Annotated in this window: 12 protein-coding genes; 9 read left to right on the top strand and 3 right to left on the bottom strand. The window is 67.1% G+C overall.

The window, feature by feature from the left end; all coding sequences use genetic code 11:
• The first annotated feature begins 11 nt into the window (after positions 1–11).
• Positions 12–1,832 carry a long-chain fatty acid--CoA ligase gene (locus BO221_RS48080; protein ID WP_073567687.1) on the top strand — a complete coding sequence of 607 codons (1,821 nt, stop codon included), beginning with the start codon at positions 12–14 and terminating at the stop codon, positions 1,830–1,832.
• A 3-nt stretch (positions 1,833–1,835) separates the two neighbouring features.
• Here the strand turns inward: BO221_RS48080 and BO221_RS48075 are convergent, their stop codons facing one another.
• Positions 1,836–2,240 (bottom strand): hypothetical protein, encoded by a 405-nt coding sequence (locus tag BO221_RS48075; RefSeq protein ID WP_073567686.1) that lies wholly within the window; start codon positions 2,238–2,240, stop codon positions 1,836–1,838.
• A gap of 119 nt (positions 2,241–2,359) precedes the next feature.
• On the opposite strand from BO221_RS48075, the gene BO221_RS48070 reads away from it, so the two are divergent.
• Positions 2,360–3,184: a helix-turn-helix domain-containing protein gene (locus tag BO221_RS48070; protein ID WP_073567685.1), complete on the top strand. Its 825-nt coding sequence runs from the start codon at positions 2,360–2,362 to the stop codon at positions 3,182–3,184.
• Positions 3,185–3,218: 34 nt separating this feature from the next.
• On the opposite strand, the gene BO221_RS48065 is transcribed toward BO221_RS48070, so the two are convergent.
• Positions 3,219–4,793, bottom strand: a complete 1,575-nt coding sequence (locus tag BO221_RS48065; protein WP_073567684.1) for an SDR family NAD(P)-dependent oxidoreductase — start codon at positions 4,791–4,793, stop codon at positions 3,219–3,221.
• Positions 4,794–5,148: 355 nt separating this feature from the next.
• Between BO221_RS48065 and BO221_RS48060 the strand changes: the two genes are divergently transcribed.
• The 3 genes from BO221_RS48060 to BO221_RS48050 all read left to right on the top strand — a co-directional run bounded on the left by BO221_RS48060 (position 5,149) and on the right by BO221_RS48050 (position 9,119).
• Positions 5,149–6,216: a DUF2804 domain-containing protein gene (locus tag BO221_RS48060; RefSeq protein ID WP_073567683.1), complete on the top strand. Its 1,068-nt coding sequence runs from the start codon at positions 5,149–5,151 to the stop codon at positions 6,214–6,216.
• A 15-nt stretch (positions 6,217–6,231) separates the two neighbouring features.
• The gene (locus tag BO221_RS57530) at positions 6,232–7,872 is read left to right on the top strand and encodes a serine/threonine-protein kinase (protein WP_073567682.1); all 1,641 of its coding nucleotides are present in this window, start codon (positions 6,232–6,234) and stop codon (positions 7,870–7,872) included.
• Between the two features lie 137 nt (positions 7,873–8,009).
• Positions 8,010–9,119, top strand: coding sequence for a hypothetical protein (locus BO221_RS48050; protein WP_073567681.1), 1,110 nt, complete (start codon positions 8,010–8,012; stop codon positions 9,117–9,119).
• Positions 9,120–9,223: 104 nt separating this feature from the next.
• On the opposite strand, the gene BO221_RS48045 is transcribed toward BO221_RS48050, so the two are convergent.
• Positions 9,224–11,779 (bottom strand): M1 family metallopeptidase, encoded by a 2,556-nt coding sequence (locus BO221_RS48045; protein WP_073567680.1) that lies wholly within the window; start codon positions 11,777–11,779, stop codon positions 9,224–9,226.
• 302 nt (positions 11,780–12,081) lie between these two features.
• Here BO221_RS48045 and cglB point away from each other — a divergent pair, with 302 nt between their 5' ends.
• The 4 genes from cglB to BO221_RS54545 all read left to right on the top strand — a co-directional run bounded on the left by cglB (position 12,082) and on the right by BO221_RS54545 (position 16,361).
• On the top strand, positions 12,082–13,383 hold the full coding sequence (gene cglB / locus BO221_RS48040) for an adventurous gliding motility lipoprotein CglB (RefSeq protein ID WP_073567679.1): 1,302 nt from the start codon (positions 12,082–12,084) through the stop codon (positions 13,381–13,383).
• An 18-nt stretch (positions 13,384–13,401) separates the two neighbouring features.
• The gene (locus BO221_RS48035) at positions 13,402–13,674 is read left to right on the top strand and encodes a HutD family protein (protein ID WP_083682599.1); all 273 of its coding nucleotides are present in this window, start codon (positions 13,402–13,404) and stop codon (positions 13,672–13,674) included.
• A 472-nt stretch (positions 13,675–14,146) separates the two neighbouring features.
• Entirely contained in the window at positions 14,147–15,550 is a 1,404-nt protein-coding gene (gene dgt / locus BO221_RS48030) for a dGTP triphosphohydrolase (protein ID WP_198956332.1), read from the top strand.
• The gene (locus tag BO221_RS54545) at positions 15,531–16,361 is read left to right on the top strand and encodes a hypothetical protein (protein ID WP_143196121.1); all 831 of its coding nucleotides are present in this window, start codon (positions 15,531–15,533) and stop codon (positions 16,359–16,361) included. The genes dgt and BO221_RS54545 overlap by 20 nt, the downstream gene beginning before the upstream one ends.
• Positions 16,362–16,586: the final 225 nt, after the last annotated feature.

Below are 16,586 nucleotides of genomic sequence, written 5' to 3'. Positions count from 1 at the left end.
TGGGAGCCGCCATGAACCTGCCGAGTCCTGCTTCTTCCGAGACGTCCGTTCGCACCGTCCCCGTCGCGCTTCTCGACACGGTCCGGCGCCAGCCCGATGCCACCGCCTTGCGCTGGCGCGATGGCGAGGGCTTCGGCTCATGGTCCTGGCGTGAGTACGCGGACAAGGCCGCCCGGATCGCCGCGGGCCTGCGCGAGCTCGGCGTGAAGCGCGGGGACCGCATCATCCTGCTGATGCGCAACCGCCCCGAGTTCCACATCGCAGACGTGGGCGCGTTGCTCGCGGGCGCCACCCCGGTGTCCATCTACAACTCCTCCTCTCCCGAGCAGATTTCCTACCTCGCCGGGCACTGTGACGCGGTGCTGGCGGTGGTCGAGGACGGCCCCTTCCTCTCGCGAGTGCTGGAGGCTCGCGCGTCGCTGCCCCGGCTGCGCCATGTGCTCCGGGTGGGCGGCACGGGCGCGGCGCCGCAGGGCGTGCGCGAGTTGTCCGAGTTGCTCTCGGCCCCGCCGCTCGACTTCGAGCAAGCGGCCCTGGCGGTCCAGCCGGAGGACCTGGCCACGCTCATCTACACCTCGGGCACCACCGGCCAGCCCAAGGGCGTGATGCTCACGCACCGGAACATCTCCGCCGAGCTCGATTCGCTGTTCCACTATCTGGGCCGTGACGGCGCGGGCAAGCGCGTCGTCTCGTTCCTGCCCATGGCGCACATCGCCGAGCGCATCGTCACGCACTACCTGCACACCGCCTGGGGCAGCGAGGCCACCTGTTGTCCGGACGTCGCGCAGCTCTCCACCTACCTGGCGAGCGTGCGGCCCACGTTCATGTTCGGGCCCCCGCGCGTCTGGGAGAAGCTCCACGCGGGCATCCGTGCCTCGGTGGCCGCGGACCCCTCCCGGGCGGAGCGCTTCGAGAAGGCCCTCACGGTCGGCCGCAAGGTGAGCGACACGAAGGCGCTCGGCGCGGCGCTTCCGGCCGAGCTGAAGCAGGCCTGGGATGCGGTGGACGCGGCGGCGTTCACGCCGTTGCGCAACAAGCTTGGCCTGGACGCGCTGGAGTTCGCCTTCAGCGGCGCGGCTCCCATTCCGCCGGAGGTCATCCAGTTCTTCCGCGACATCGGTGTGCCCATGTCCGAGCTGTTCGGCATGAGCGAGGGCACCGGCGCCATGACCTGGGACCCGCACCGCGTGAAGGTGGGAACGGTGGGCCGTCCCATTCCCGGTGTGGAGATGCGCAGGCTCGAGGACGGGGAGATCGTCTTCCGCGGGGGGATCATCTTCTCCGGCTATCTGAACGATCCGGAGCGCACCGCCGAGGCGATCGACGCGGATGGCTGGTTGCATACCGGCGACATCGGGGAGATCGACGCCGAGGGCTACCTGAAGATCGTGGACCGCAAGAAGGAACTGCTCATCACCGCGGGTGGCAAGAACGTCTCGCCGGCGAACCTGGAGGCGATGTTGAAGACGCTGCCGCTGGTGGGGCAGGCGGCGGCCATCGGAGACCGGCGGCCGTACCTGGTGGCGGTGCTCCAGCTCAACCCCGAGGTGGCTCCCGGGTGGGCGAAGGCGCGTGGCATCTCCGCCACCGACCTGCGGGCGCTGGCGGAGGACCCGGCCGTGCAGCAGGAGCTCTCCCGGGGACTGGCCGCGCTGAACCAGCGCGTCTCCGGCGTCGAGCAGATCAAGCGCTTCGCCCTGGTGGGTGACGAGTGGCTGCCCGACTCCGACGTGCTCACGCCGACCATGAAGCTCAAGCGGCGCGGCATCAACATCCGGTACGCCGGAGTCATCGAGCAGCTCTACGCGGGCGGTGGCATCGCGGTGGGGTGAGCCTCAGGCCATCACCGCGCGCGAGTGCCGCAGTCCGGCGTACTGCAACCCGGCGAAGAGGGCGACCGCCAGCGCCTGCACCACGGTGAAGAGGTAGCCCCAGGGTGTCGGGGCGACCCACCCGGTCGTCAGCAGCACGAGGCTGTCGATCGCCCACAGGAGGTTGTAGCCCACGATTCCCCAGACGAGCGGACGCGGGACGTGGGCCCGCCCGGAGAGGAACACCAGCAGGGCGGCGAAGGGGAGCAGGCTGAAGCCCGCCGTCCGCAGCAGGGTGGTCTGCAGCCCGAGCAGCTGGCTGAGGGGGCCGGCGGCGGCGAACATCAGGGCGCCGGTGGCACCACTGACGACGCCATCGGCCAGCAGTGCACGGCTCAGCAGGGTCGGGGAAACGGTCGTTGCGCTCATGGTCGTGTGCTCCGTTCGGGTTTGATTCGCTTCAAGACCCAAGGTGCGCTTCGCCGTGTCCGGTGTCGATTACGTGCGAGGTAATTGGTGGCCTTACGCCCCGGTCCTATCTTCGGGACATGACGCTCTCGAGCCGCCCCGTTGGAGAACTGCTGCGCACCTGGCGCCAGCGACGCTCGCTCAGCCAGCTCGACCTGGCCTGCCGCGCGGATGTCTCCGCCCGGCATGTCAGCTTCCTCGAGACCGGCCGCTCGAAACCGAGCCGGGAGATGCTGCTCCACCTTGCCGAGGAGCTCGACATTCCCCTGCGTGAGCGCAACGCGCTGCTGACGGCCGCCGGGTTCGCCCCCGTCTATTCCGAGGAGAGCCTCGACGCTCCGGCTCTCCGGGCCGCACGGGAAGCCGTCGACCTCGTCCTCACCGGACACGAGCCCTACCCGGCACTCGCCGTGGACCGGCACTGGACTCTGATTACCGCCAACCGCGCCGTCGGCATGCTCCTCGCCGATGTCTCACCCGCGCTCCTCCAGCCTCCCGTCAACGTCCTCCGGCTCAGCCTGCATCCGGACGGACTGGGCCGGAACATCCTCAATCTGGAGCAGTGGCGGGCCCATGTGCTCGCGCGGCTCCAGCGGCAGATCGATGCCTCCGCCGATGAGACGCTCACAGCGCTTCACGAGGAGCTCCGCGGTGATGCCGCTCACGGGGGCGCGGCCCGGCCCGGTGGGAATGCGCGAGAGCCGGACTTCGCGGGCGTGGTCGTCCCGATGCGGTTGAAGACCCGGTTCGGGGTGTTGTCGTTCTTCAGCACCACGACGGTTTTTGGCACACCCCTCGACATCACGCTCTCGGAGCTGGCGATCGAGTCCTTCTTCCCCGCGGATCGGCCCACCGCAGAGCTGCTGCGGCGGATTGCCGAGAACGGTGCGCGCACCGACGCGTGAGTGTGAGGCGTCAGGGCCGGCCTGCCGAGGGCCGTCACCACGGGTGGTGGCGGTAGTCCTTGAAGAAGTTGCCCCACACGAACTGGCGGGTGTTCTCCGAGGTCATGACGGGGTCCACCACGCGGGCCGCGCCGTCGACGATGTCCAGCGGCGGGTGGAAATCGAGCTCGTTCTGCTTGCGCTCGGAGTGCTGCGCCGGGTCCTCGTCGGTGACCCAGCCGGTGTCCGCCGCGTTCATGAAGATGTTGTCCTTCGCGTAGTCGGGCGCGGAGGTCAGCGTCATCATGTTCAGCGCGGCCTTGGCCATGTTCGTGTGGGGATGTTTGTCCGTCTTCGTCCCGCGCGAGAAGCTGCCCTCCATCGCGGAGACGTTCACGATGTGGCCCGGCGACGAGCGGTCACGCAGCATCAGCGGCTTGAGCTTGCCGCAGAGGATGAAGGGCGCCACCGCGTTGACCAGGTGGACCTCCAGCATCTCGGCCGTCGTCACGTCCGCGAGCTTCATCCGCCAGGAGTTCATCTCCCGCAGGTCCACCTGCTGCAGGTCCGCGTCCAGCCGGCCCTTGGGGAAGAGGGCGCTCGTGTCACCCTCCTGCTCGAGAGCATAGGGCAGCAGCGACAGCGCGGCGGACGAGTGGATGCCGATGGCCGGGTCGCTGCTGCGCCACGTGGGCATGAGCGCCGAGGCGTCCGAGCCCCCCGCGCCGAGCGTGGGCTGTAGCGCCGCGACACACTCCTGGTGCCCGGCGAGCAGGGGGCGCAGCTCGGCGGGGAGCTGCTCGACACGGCGCAGCTCGCCCTCCAGCAGGTGCTCGTAGAAGCCGGGAGGCCGGCGCACCGTCTGCGCCGCGTTGTTGATGAGGATGTCCAGCCGGTGGTGCGTCTGCTCGATGTGACGGGCGAAGAGCTCGACGCTGGGAGCGTGCCGCAGGTCGAGCCCGTGGATGTGCAGCCGGTGCGACCAGTCCGCGAAGTCAGGCTCGCGCGCGTAGCGCTCCGCCGAGTCGTTGGGGAAGCGGGTGGTGGCGATGACACGCGCCCCCGAGCGCAGCAGCATCAGCGAAGCCTGATAGCCGATCTTCACGCGTGCGCCGGTGATGAGCGCGACCTTGCCGGACAGCGGGGCGCGCTGGGTCCGCTTGGCGTAGTTGAAGTCACCGCACTCGCGGCACATCGTGTCGTAGAAGAAGTGCAGCTTGCGGTACTCGGCCTTGCAGACGTAGCACCGGCGCGGATTCTCCAGGATGCGCTCCGGACCCTCCTCCGAGGGCGGGGGCGGAGGCAGCTGCGGCACGTTGAAGACGGGAGAGCGGCGCAGGGAGCGGATCTCCGAGGTCGCGCGGACGTTGCGGTCGTGCTCGCGCTTCGTCTCCTTGCGCTCGCGCCTCAGCGCCTTCTGGAGCCGGGACTTCGCGTCGCGATCCGGGTGCACCAGGCGGCCGGCCGCGGCCAGGAGTGCCTTCCGGTCCGACTCGGGGACGCGGTTGAGCAGGATGCGGTTCTCGGCGAGCGCCTCGAGGAGGCGCGTGCACTCGTGCACCTCTTCCAGCGACAAGGTGGACCGCGGCTCCGTGGACGGGGGCAACTGGGCTGGCTCGGCGTTCTTCATCGCACCGGTGCATACCCGCCGGGACGATGGGAGGGAAGGGCCATGGCGGGTTCGGGCCAGACGGGTAGGTGGGGGGCCGTGCGGACGGGCGCCGCTCACCACATTCGGGTGGAGGACTCCGGCTTCAGGGGGGCATGGAGCGTGGGTCCGCACCGGGCATCCGGGTCCAGCCGGATGAGCGTGTCATGCGGAACGAACCGTGCCTTCTCCAGGCTCCGCGCATCCGCGGGAGTATACCCGGCGCCAGGAAGGGTCCACCCCCGCACACTCGGAACAGCGTTCTGTGCGCGAGTGATCCGTCGTACCCTGGGGCCGGGTGGCAGATGGGAAGGAGAAGGCCCACCGTGGGCATGAAATGACACCAGAGCGAGAATTGGATCTCCTTCCCGCGCCCGCCTCCGTGGCCACTGCGTCGGGTGAACCTCGGTTTGGTACCTACCAGGGCGAACTGCCCGAGGTGGATCTCTCCCGGCTCAAGGGCCGGTGGGCTCCCGCCGCCGCTCCCGCCCGGTTGCTCAAGCGCAAGCGCTGGCACTACACCCTCGCCGCCACCCCCGAGGTGCTCGCCCTCTTCGCCGTCGTGGACGTGGGCTACTCCGCCAACGCCTTCGCCGTCGCCCTGGACCTCAAGGAGCAGCGTCCCCTCTGTGACGTGAGCTTCCTCGGCGCCCCCGGCCCCCTCGCCGAGGTCGGCGACAAGCCCGGCGCCGGGCTCACCGCCTCGTTCCGTACCCTCGGCGGCAGGCTCACGGCGCGCCGCGGCGAGGACGACGAGCGCTACCACCTCCAGGTCGACGTGAGCCGGTTGCGCACCGGCAGCCTCCAGTCCTTCCAGTGGAATGGCGACCTTCTCGTCGCCGGCGGCCCTCCCGCCCTCACGGTCATCGCCCCCGTGGAGGGCGATGGCTTCGTCAACGTCACCCAGAAGCGCTGCGGCATGCTCGCCTTCGGCAGCCTCGAGGCCGGCGGCAAGCGCTTCCGGCTGGATGGCGGCGTGGGTGGCACCGACTACACCCAGGGTTACCTCGCCCGGCATACCGCCTGGCGGTGGGCCTTCCTGGCGGGCAGGCTGGCGGATGGCACGCCCGTCGGCATCAACCTCGTCGAGGGCTTCAATGAGAGCTCCGGCTCCAACGAGAACGCCCTCTGGCTGGGCTCCCGGCTCTACTCGCTCGGCCGCGCGCACTTCGAGTACGACCGGCGCGAGCTGATGAGCCCCTGGCGCATCCGGACCGGCGACGGGGCGGTGGATCTCCGCTTCCAGCCCCTCTACGTCCACCGGGAGGATCATGACTTCAAGGTGGTGGTGAGCCACTTCGCCCAGCCGCTCGGCCTCTTCGAGGGCACCGTCCGGGTGAACGGCCAGACGCACCGGCTGTCCGGGGTACCCGGCGTCACCGAGGATCAAGACATGCTGTGGTGATAGGCTCGGGGGGCCTTGTCCTCCATCGAGCCTGGGACCACTGTTGGCCGTTACCGCGTCATCCGCCTTCTCGCCCAGGGCGGCATGGCCGAGGTCTATCGTGCCGAGCAGGCCCTCACCGGGGGCATCCTCCGCCCCGTCGCGCTGAAGGTCATCCGCCCCGAGTACTCCGAGTCCGAGGACTTCCGCGAGATGTTCCTCGACGAGGCGCGCACCGCCTGCACCCTCAGCCACCCCAACATCGCCCACATCTACGAGGTGGGCGATGAGGACGGGCTGCTCTACATGGCCATGGAGCTGGTGCCCGGCGTATCGCTCACCGAGGTGGAGCGCACGCTGCGTCAGCGCGGCGAGCGCTTCACCGACGAGGCGCTGCTGGCCGTGGGCATCGCCACCTGTGCCGCGCTCGAGGCCGTGCACGAGCGGCCCAATCTGGTGCACCGGGACGTGTCCCCGCAGAACCTGATGCTCTCGGCCGGCGGCACGCTCAAGCTCATCGACTTCGGCATCGCCAAGGCGGCAACCAACCGCAACCTCACCCGCGCCGGCACCACCAAGGGCAAGGCGGGTTACTTCTCGCCGGAGCAGGCCAAGGGCAAGTCGCTCGACGGGCGGAGCGATCTCTTCTCGCTGGGCGTTACCCTGTACCAGCTCGCCGCGGGCGTGGGCCCGCTGGATGCGTACCCCACCCTCATCTCGCGCAACACCGCGCTGGTGCGGGGGGAGTGGGAGCCGCTCTCGCGCGTGTGCCCGGAGCTGCCTCGCGGCTTCATCTCCGTGGTGGAGCGCGCCATGCGTGTGAAGCCCGAGGAGCGCTACCCCGACGCGTGCACCATGCGCGAGGAGCTGGAGTCGGTGGCCTTCGCGGCCGGCCTGCCGGTGGGCCCCGGCTCGCTCACGGGTTACGTGCGCGCCGAGGGGGAGGACGTCTCCGTCGCGAAGTCGAGCCCACGCCGGACCCGGCCCGGTGTGACCGGGATCGGAGCGCCCCAGGCCGTGACGGCCTCGCGTGCTCCGGCGGCTCGTGGCGTTCCAGGAGGCCGCAAGGTGTGGGCGCCCGTGGCGGGGGTGGTGGTGGGACTGGCGCTCTCGCTCGTGGGAGGTGCCTTCGTCTTCTCGCGCCAGTCGTCCGCGCCGGTGACTCCGCCCGCGCCCGTGTCTCCTCCGGTGGCCACGCCCGCTCCCGAGCCCGCACCGGCCACGGCCGTGGCCGAGGCACCCGCGCCCACTCCGGCCCCCGCGTCCACGCCCGCCGCCGAACCTGCTCCAGCCCCGGAACCCGCCGCGCCCGCCAAGGGGGTGTCCGCCTCCGCGATCCGGCCGGAGCCGACGGGCCCGAAGCGGGGGTCCAAGCGTTCGCGGGAGCAGGCCCACGTGGCGGCACCCGCTTCCGCGTCAGCACCCGCCGAGGAGGTTCTGTCTGGCGAGGGGTCCCTGCGCATCGGTGCGACCCCTGGAATCCAGGGGCAGGTGAAGGTGCCCGGGTACGAGCTCGATGAGCTGCCGCGCGTCCTGGGGCGCGTGAAGGCGGGCCGCTATACGTTGCAGTTCACCTCCTCCGGGCGCCCGTCGAGCTGCGAGGTGGTGGTTCGCCCCGAGCGCCGCACGCTCGTCGTCTTCGACGGCAAGGGCTGCACGGTGAGCTACCGCGACTGAGATCCACACGGCCCGTGTGGGACAACGGCGGGGGCTTCTCCAGCAACCTCGTCCACGCCGCCGCCTACGAGGAGGGGGGCTGTACCGCCGCGGGCCGCCCCTGGCCTAGACTGGGGGCCCCGTTTCGGACCCCCCCCATGAACTCCTGCCCCAGCTGCGGCCACCCCTTTGGCAATGAAGTGCAGTACTTCTGTCCCGAGTGTGGCCAGGAAGTCCCGGGCAGCCAGTCCTACGGTGACGGCGGCGGCGAGTATGGCGGGGGGGAGTACGACTACAGCGCGGACGGCGCCTCGTGGGAGCCACCGCCTCCTTCGCCCCTCGCGCGGATGGAGGAACTGCTCTCCAAGGTGTCCGTCCCCGTGCTCGCCGTGGTGGGACAGGTCGGCGCCGCCTTCCGGAACGTGTTGGACGACCCGCGCCTGCGCTCGCACCTGCCGGGCGGCTCCCTGACGCTGCTCGGCCTGGGGCTCGTGGCGCTGGCCCTGCTGCTCTCGGTGATTCCGTTCGTGCAGGGAATCGGGTTCCTGGGCTCGATGGTGGTGCTGCCGTGGGCCCTGCTCGTCGCCGTGAACGAGTGGCGCCTCATCAGCGCGCCCGAGGCCCAGGAGCCGGGCTCCCCACCCCTCCGGCCCCTGCCTCCGGCGCTCGCGAGCCTTCCGAGGGACTTGCGCCACCCGGGCATCGCCCAGACCTTCGCCCTGCTCACCTGCACGTACGCCGTGCTGATGCTGGGCCTGGGGCCCATCTCGCTGGTGTGGGTGCTGGCCGGCACGGTGCTCGGATATGACCAGGGTTGGCGCTACTTCGCGGCCGGGGGCGAGGAGACGGACGGCATGGAGGGGAACTCCGGTCCCCGCCTGCACCGCTGGGTGGTGGCGGGCACCGTCCTGTGCACCTTCGCGCTCCTGCTCCCGTGGACGCGGGGCACCATGCAGGTCCCGGCGCTGTCCGGCGGAGACATGTGGCTGTCGACGCACTCCCTGTTCACGCTGTTGCTGCTCGCGTGCTCCGGCGTGCGCCACCGCGGCCTGTCCGCCTTCCACCCCCTCCTGCTCATCCTCGCGGCCGTCTGGCTCATGATGTGGCTCGTGCTGAACATGAGCGTCTACGCCCCGGGGCCCTGGTTCTTCCTCCTGGGCCTGCTCGCCGTCGAGGCCGCCATCGTGCGCCACCTCATGCTCCTGCGCGGCGGCGGGGGCACCGTGGAGCAGCAGGACGCGGCTTCCGATCTGGATCTCCAGGGGTAGGAAGCCGGGGCCCGGGCACCCTCACCCCGTCCCTCTCCCGGGGGGAGAGGGGTTGTGACTCAGGTGGGGCCTCGGGTTGATGTGGCTCTGGCTCTGGACCAGGGCTACGGCTGACGCTTCAGCCAGGTGCTCACCTCGGGCATGGCGCGCTCCCGGAACGCCACGTCCTGCGCCAGCTTCTCCAGCGTCTGCTCCGTGGCCTGCTTCGCCTCCTCCACCGGGCTCGCCGTCAGCAGCTTGCGCACCTCGTCGAGCTGCTTGCGCTCGCGCAAGGCCCCCATCGACTCCACCACCCGCCTCAACAGCATCGGCGCCCGGCCCGTCCTCCCCAGCACGTCCTGCCAGCGCTTCTGCATCTCTCCCCACCACGCCTCGCGCCCTGTCCGGTTGCCCATCAGCCCCGTCACGAAGCTCGCCACGTCCTGCATCTTCACCTTGTCCGTGAAGAAGAGCTTCCGCGCTTCGTCCGCCAGCGCCGGATCCTCGAAGGACGTCAACGCCATGAGGTAGCGCCGCTGCGTCGCCGGATCCGGCTCCCCCGGCATCTTCTCCAGCAGCTTCTCGTAGAGCGCCCGGTCTCCCGAGCGCGCCACCATCGCCACCGCCACGTCCAGCAGGTTCGGCTCCAGCACCCCCTTGTCCCCGTCCAGCATCCGCACCACCCGGGGCCGCGCCTCGCCCAGTGCCTCCGCGCTGCGCGCCACGCCGCCCACCGCCCTCACCAGCGCCGCGCGCCGCAGCTTCACCCGGTCCGACTCCTCCGGCGCCGCGTTCCAGCCGAGCTTCTTCAGCCCCGCCCCCAGCAGCTTCTCCACCCACTGCTGGAAGCGCTTCTGGTCCTCGCCCTCCACCAGCCGGCTCTCCACGTACGCCAGCCGGCCCACCAGATCGTCCAGGACGGCGTCGTCCTCCTCGTTGCCGAAGCGGCTCGCCAGCTCCAGGAAGGCCGCCACCGTCGCCTGCCCGCTGCGCGCCAGCGCCCACTGGTCCGCCAGCAGCGAGATGCGCTCCGCCGGCGCCAGCGTCGTGACGTTCGCCGACAGCCGCTCCAGCGCCGCGGCGTCGTACTGCACCCGGTAGAAGCCCGTGGAGCCCGCGTTGGCGCACAGCCACTTCACCTCGCCCGAGCCCTCCAGTGTCACCTTCGTCTGCGCATCCCGCAGCAGCACCCGCTGCTCGCGCACCCCGCCCGCGTCCGAGAAGCGCAGCACCATCGGCACCGGCCAGCGCTCGCCGCTCTTCACCCCCGGCTCCGAGTAGTAGCGCTGCTGCGACAGCGTCACCGTGCGGCCGTCCAGCGCCACCGACACCAACGGGTAGCCGCCCTGGCCGATCCACGCGTTGGCCAGCTCCAGCACCGGCTGCGACGAGGCCTTGGCCAGCGCCCGCCACAGGTCATCCGCCACCGCGTTGCCTCGCGCGTGCGTGCGCATGTACTGGCGCATGCCCTCGCGGAAGGGCACCTCGCCGAGGAAGCCTTCAATCATCCGCAGCACCGCGCCGCCCTTCTCGTAGGTGATGAGGTCGAAGCTCTCACCGGCCTCGTTGGCGTTGCGCACCTCGCCGCGCACGGGGTGCGTGGAGCGCAGTGCGTCCAGGTGCATCGCCGCCGCCTTGCCCGTGTCGAAGTCCAGCCACACGCGCCAGTCCGGCTTCCAGGCGTCGACGATCTTGTACGCCATCCACGTGGCGAAGGCCTCGTTGAGCCAGAGGTCGTCCCACCACACCATCGTCACCCAGTTGCCGAACCACTGGTGCGCCAGCTCGTGCGTCACCACCTCGGCCACGCGCTTCTGCACGGAGAGCGGCGCGGTGGCCGGGTCCAGCAGCAGGGCGATCTCCCGGTAGGTGATGAGGCCCGCGTTCTCCATGGCGCCGGCCTCGAAGTCGGGGATGCCCACCTGGTCCACCTTGCCGAAGGCGTAGGGCAGTCCGAAGTACTCCTGCAGCCGGGGCAGCGCCGCCAGCGCCGCGTCCTGCCCGAAGCGCGTCAGGTGCGCCTTCTCCGGCAGCGCCCACGTGCGCACCGGAATGCCCTCCACCTTCTCCTCGGGCGTGCCCACCAGCGGGCCGCACACCAGCGCCACCAGGTACGAGCTGAGCACCTCCGTCTCCGCGAAGGTCAGCTTGCGCAGCTTGCCGTCCTCCTCGTCCTTGAGCAGCGCGCCGTTGGCCAGCGTCGTCAGCCCCGGGGGGACCCGCACCGTGAGTGCCCAGCGCGCCTTGAAGGCCGGCTCGTCGAAGCACGGGAAGAGCCGCCGCGCGTCCGCCGCCTCGAACTGCGTGGCCGCCACCTTGCCCGCCGCGTACAGGCCCCGCAGGCCCTCGGTGAAGCGGCCCGTCCACGCCACGTCTAGCGACGCCGCGCCCGCGGGCAGTTGCTCGCCGAAGCGCAGCACCACCGTCTCGCTGACCTGCACGGGCTGGATGGCGGTGGGCGCGAGGCTCTTGCCATTGCCGCCCCGGAAGGTCACCTCGCCGAGCTGCAGCGCGTTGGCGTGGAGGATGATTTCATTGGAGGGCTTCTCGAGCTCCAGCTCGATGGTCTGCTGGCCCGTGAAGCTCTTGGCCTCCATGTCGAGCGTCACCGTCGCCGCGTACCGCCGGGGACGGATGGACAGGGGAAGCCGGAAGTTCTTGTCGTCGGTTGCGTGCGCCATAGGGGAGCCGACTCTAGCGGGAGTGCAAGCCTGTGCCCGCTGGAGAGTGGTGTTTCCGTGGAACGGGCGTCCACCGGGCGACGGCTCGGCCCGGGGGGGCCGGCGGGGATTCGTTGGCCTCGTGACGAGGGAGGGGTGAAGGGGGCGGGTGTTTCCCGGATATGCTGTTGGCCATGAATGCCATGAACGTCTCGCGTCTCGGTCGAAGCCTCGGACGTGGTCTCTTCCTGTGCCTTCTCGGAGGGTTGCTCGCCACCGGCTGCCGTCCGAGTGAGCCCCCGGAGGAGAAGCCAGACGCGGGCATGACCGGACCGGATGCGGGGACAACGGAGCCGGATGCGGGCACGAAGGAGCCGGACGAGGGAACGACAGATCCGGACGCGGGCATGAGCGACCCGGACGCGGGAACGATGGAGCCGGACGCGGGCACGGTGTTGGCACAGGTGGAGGTGCGCGACCCCAAACCGAACCTGATGTTGTTGGTGGACACCTCGGGTTCGATGACGCTCCCGGTGAACGTGGATCTGCGGGATCCCGCGTCCGGGGCTTACGTATGCCGGCGCGGTGGCACGGCCAGTGGCGAGTTCTGCGGGGTGGGCGATTCCTTCCCGTGCGACACGCTCAAGTGCCCCACGCGCTGGTCGTCGCTGCAGGGGGCGATGGCGTCCTTCCTCGGGAGCAGCGGCGCCATTGCACGTACTGGACTCGCCACCTTCCCGGACCTGAATGCGGACCGTGTCTACCTGTGCGGTGGCACGACCGGAGTCACCGTCGGTCTACCCACCACGGACGCGGACGATAAGGACACGCTCGTGGCCAAGGCCGCGGAAGTGAACAGCAGGATCCAGGCCATCAAGAACTCCTCGACCACCTCGGGGGTTCAGACGCCGAAGGGCGGTACGCCCACCAACGAGAGCCTCCGAGCCATGCTCACGCTTCCGGAACTGCAGACGACTGCCCGCTCCAGCTTCGTGCTGCTGCTGACGGACGGCCTTCCCAACTGCAATGCGAACTACCCGTCCCCCTATCCGGACTCGAGGTGTCAATGCACACTGGGCTCCTTGAGCGGTAGTTCCCTGTGCGCGTACGAGCCGTACGACAAGCTGGGCTGTCTCGACAAGGATGGCTCGGTGTCGGCGGTGATGGCGCTGAAGAGCAAGAGCATCCAGACCATCGTCGTCGGCTTTGGCTCGGAGTTCGTCACGGGGGCGGGCACGGACGTGCTCAACGCCATGGCCGAGCAGGGCGGCTTCTCTCGCACCTGCACGCAGAACGCGGACTGCGGCACGGGTGACACGTGCGACATGGTCAAGGGCCTGTGCAATCGCCGCTTCCACCTGGCGTCCAACCAGAGCGAGCTGAGCGCGGTGCTCCAGGGCATCGTCGACAGGGTGCGTGATGTGTCCTGCTTCCTCCCTCTCAGTGACGCGGGCTCCTACACTCAGGAGTCGCTCATGGTCTTCTTGAATGGGATGGAGCTGGTGCCGGGCGAGTCCACGTGGAGCCTGACGAGCGAGGGTTTGCGCTTCACGGGCACCGCGTGTCAGCAGCTCCAGGAGGCCTCGCGGACGGAGCCGGTGCGCATCGAGGTGCGGTTGCGCTGAGAGAGGGGAGCCCAGAGGATGAGACGACTCGGACCCGATGACTACCGTGACATGCCCTGGAAGAACGGGGGAGGGGTGACGCGCGAGCTGTGGAAGTTGCCCCATCCGTTCGACCCGGCCCGCTTCCTGGCGCGCGTGTCTATCGCCACCGTGGGGGCCTCCGGGCCCTTCTCCGTGTTTCCGGGCGTGGATCGGACCTTGATGATCCTCGAGGGCGCGGGTCACGGTACGGGATGTGTGGTTCTTCGGGTGGGAGGCAGAGACGGATGGGTGGTCGGTTCCACTGCGTGAGACAGAGGGGGCTGCGCGCAATTCCCCTGGGAGGGGAGACGCGGCGGGTGGAACTTCGCTATCACCAGGGCTTGTTCCACACGGGCTCACGGTGTTGCTTGTTCGCCTCGGCGTGCCGACCGTGCTGTGGTTGGTCAGTGATGCTAAACGCATGCCGAGCGCGCAACTTCTAGTATTGCCGGGAAGGAACAGGGGTGGGTGACTGTGGTTTTTGGTGAGATGAGTAGTGGAGTGGTCAATCGACCAAATGTTACATGCTCTCCATCAATGGGAGCATTCGCAGGAGCATCCGCAGGCGAACAGTGCTAGGTCCTCTTTGCATTGGACGCAGTCGGAGCAACGCTGTTCTTAACCGTGGCATTAGTTGGTAATTATTCTTTTTTATTGAGTGAGGGTGATTATGGGACTTGCGTGGCAGAAGCTCTTGACACCGATTCGTCGCTCTCACTTGAATCAGGCCAAGAGCCCGCTTATGGAGGCTGCCGATGCGGTCGAGCGTCGGACGCCATGGGAGAGGGATTACGACCGAGTTTTGTTCTCAACCCCAGTACGGCGACTGGCGGACAAGACTCAGGTCTTTCCTCTTGAGAAACATGACAGTGTCCGCACTCGTTTGACCCATAGTCACGAAGTCTCGAATCTTGCGCGAGGTATGGGGATTTTCCTCTCGTATGATTTCAAGGAGACGCGAGATATCGAGAAGTGTGCACGGACCTTCCCGCCAATTTTGGCGGCCATCGGTCTTGCCCATGATCTCGGCAATCCACCGTTCGGGCACCAGGGCGAGCGAGCTATTCAGCAATGGTTCGAACGCAACGCTGCGTCCATATTCGAGCCAGTGGGCAACATCTCTGATCTCATGCGTCAGGACATTGGCAAGCTCACTCTTGCGATGAGAAACGATTTCCTGAAGTTCGAAGGTAATGCGCAGACCTTCCGTCTCCTTACCCGCCTGCAGACGGTCACGAATGATAGGGGTATCAATCTCACCCTTGCGACACTAGCTGCGGTTATGAAGTACCCAATTGCCTCGGATCAAACCAAAGATGGTAGTGCTGCTACCAAAAAGCATGGGTACTTTCAAAGTGAAGTTGATGTCATCAAAACTGTCTTCGAGCACACTGGTCTTGATTCGGGAGTGCGCCATCCTTTGGCTTGGTTGATGGAGGCCTGCGATGACATCGCCTACTCGGTGCTGGATGCGGAAGACTCCATCAAAAAGAGCTTGGTCTCCGTGTCGGATTTGTTTGCGTATCTTGAGGCGGAAGCGCCAAACGACAAGTTGGTTAAAGATTTGATCGATTTCGGGCGCAAGAATCATCAAGAAACGCGGAAATATGGGTTGTCTCCGGCGGAGTTGAATGACAGCACTATCCAACGGTTTCGGGTGAATGCGATTGGGCTGATGGTTGGGGCTGTGCAGAAGGCCTTCGAAGAAAACTACGAGCAGATTATGGGAGGCACACTCGATAAGGACCTTCTTGCTAAGAGTGAGGCGGGCCCTCTTGCCACTGCATTGAAGAAGTTCGACAAGGTACACGCGTACCGTCACCCATCTGTGCTCGCCCTGGAGTTACGCGGATATAACACCATCTACACGTTGATGGACATGCTCTGGGAAGGGATTACGAAGCGGCAGAGTTACGACGACCCGGCTTCGAAGCGCATAACCCCATTTGCTGAGTTCGCGTACAGCCGAATCTCCGAAAACTACCGGAGGATTTTTGAAGGCAAGGTACCGAGCGCACAAGATTTGCCGATTCGTTATCGGGAAGCGCAACTGCTGACCGACATGGTCTCGGGCATGACTGATGGCTACGCTATCGAACTCTGCAAAGAGTTGGAGGGGTTCCGCGTTGGACCTAGCCGTAGCTAATAGCTTGGTGCTTCTGCGTCGCCGCGCCCGTCGGATATTGACGCAGTATTCGCATGGTGAACTGCAGGCAATTTTCAAGGAGATGCAGTCACTGGGGGAGATCGGTGTATTTGGGGGGCTTCTTCGGGATTCGGCGCTCGATCAGCCTCGAAGGTTTAGGAGCGATGTCGACTTAGTGATCGATGTTCAAGATGAGAAGCAGTTCGACCGGTTCTTCCGGGCGAGAAACGCCAAGCTTAATCGCTTTGGTGGCTATCGGTTGAACTTGTCCCTGGGCAGTGTGGACGCTTGGCCGCTCCATCGGACATGGGCATTCCGGACGGGGATTCTCCGTGGCGCATCGCTGCGGGACCTGCTCGGAACGACCTACTTTTCGTGGGACTCCATTGTCTACTCGTGGAGCACGCAGAGGCTCTACTGTCGTGATACGTATTTGAAAGATATACAGGAACGCATTGTTGAGTTGGAGCTTGCGGAAAATCCAAATCCGCTTGGAGCCCTCGTGCGCACGCTTCGGTTGCTAGCATCAGGCCGTGCGGGGCTGGGTAGAAAATTGGCGTGTCACACCTTTGTGTTGTTGGAGAATTACGCTCCTAGAGACATTCTTTCTGCAGAACGTCGAGGCTATCGGGTCTCCTTCCTCAATGAGGAATTGATTCGGCAGCTTTGTTGGAGATTGAAGCAGTTTGTAGAGACATCCAACGACTCTGCTTCCTTTAAGGCTTTAGGGGAGCAACTCTCTTTCCCATTCGTTCGTTACATTGCGCTCTCCGAAGCTGCGGCACAGCCGTCTGATACGTCCTCTCTTTAGATATTTGTTCGAGTTTCTGGGCTGCTGTGGTTTTGCTCGGAACGTAGGGCCCTGGAGATGTATCCTGCCCTGGAACCCACGAATGAATAATGAGATGGTTTGGACCAGTGTTTTGAGTCAGAAACCCATGACAGGAGCACCTTCTGGCTGTGCTCCTCTTGAGTTTGTCCAGTTGTTGGACATGTTTGGTGAAACCGTGCCAGGAGAGGTCTCCTGCACTGCTCT

Source organism: Archangium sp. Cb G35, from assembly GCF_001896145.1.
GTDB lineage: Bacteria > Myxococcota > Myxococcia > Myxococcales > Myxococcaceae > Archangium > Archangium violaceum.
Note: the sequence above shows the minus strand (reverse complement) of the source record. Positions and strands in the feature narration are given on the sequence as shown.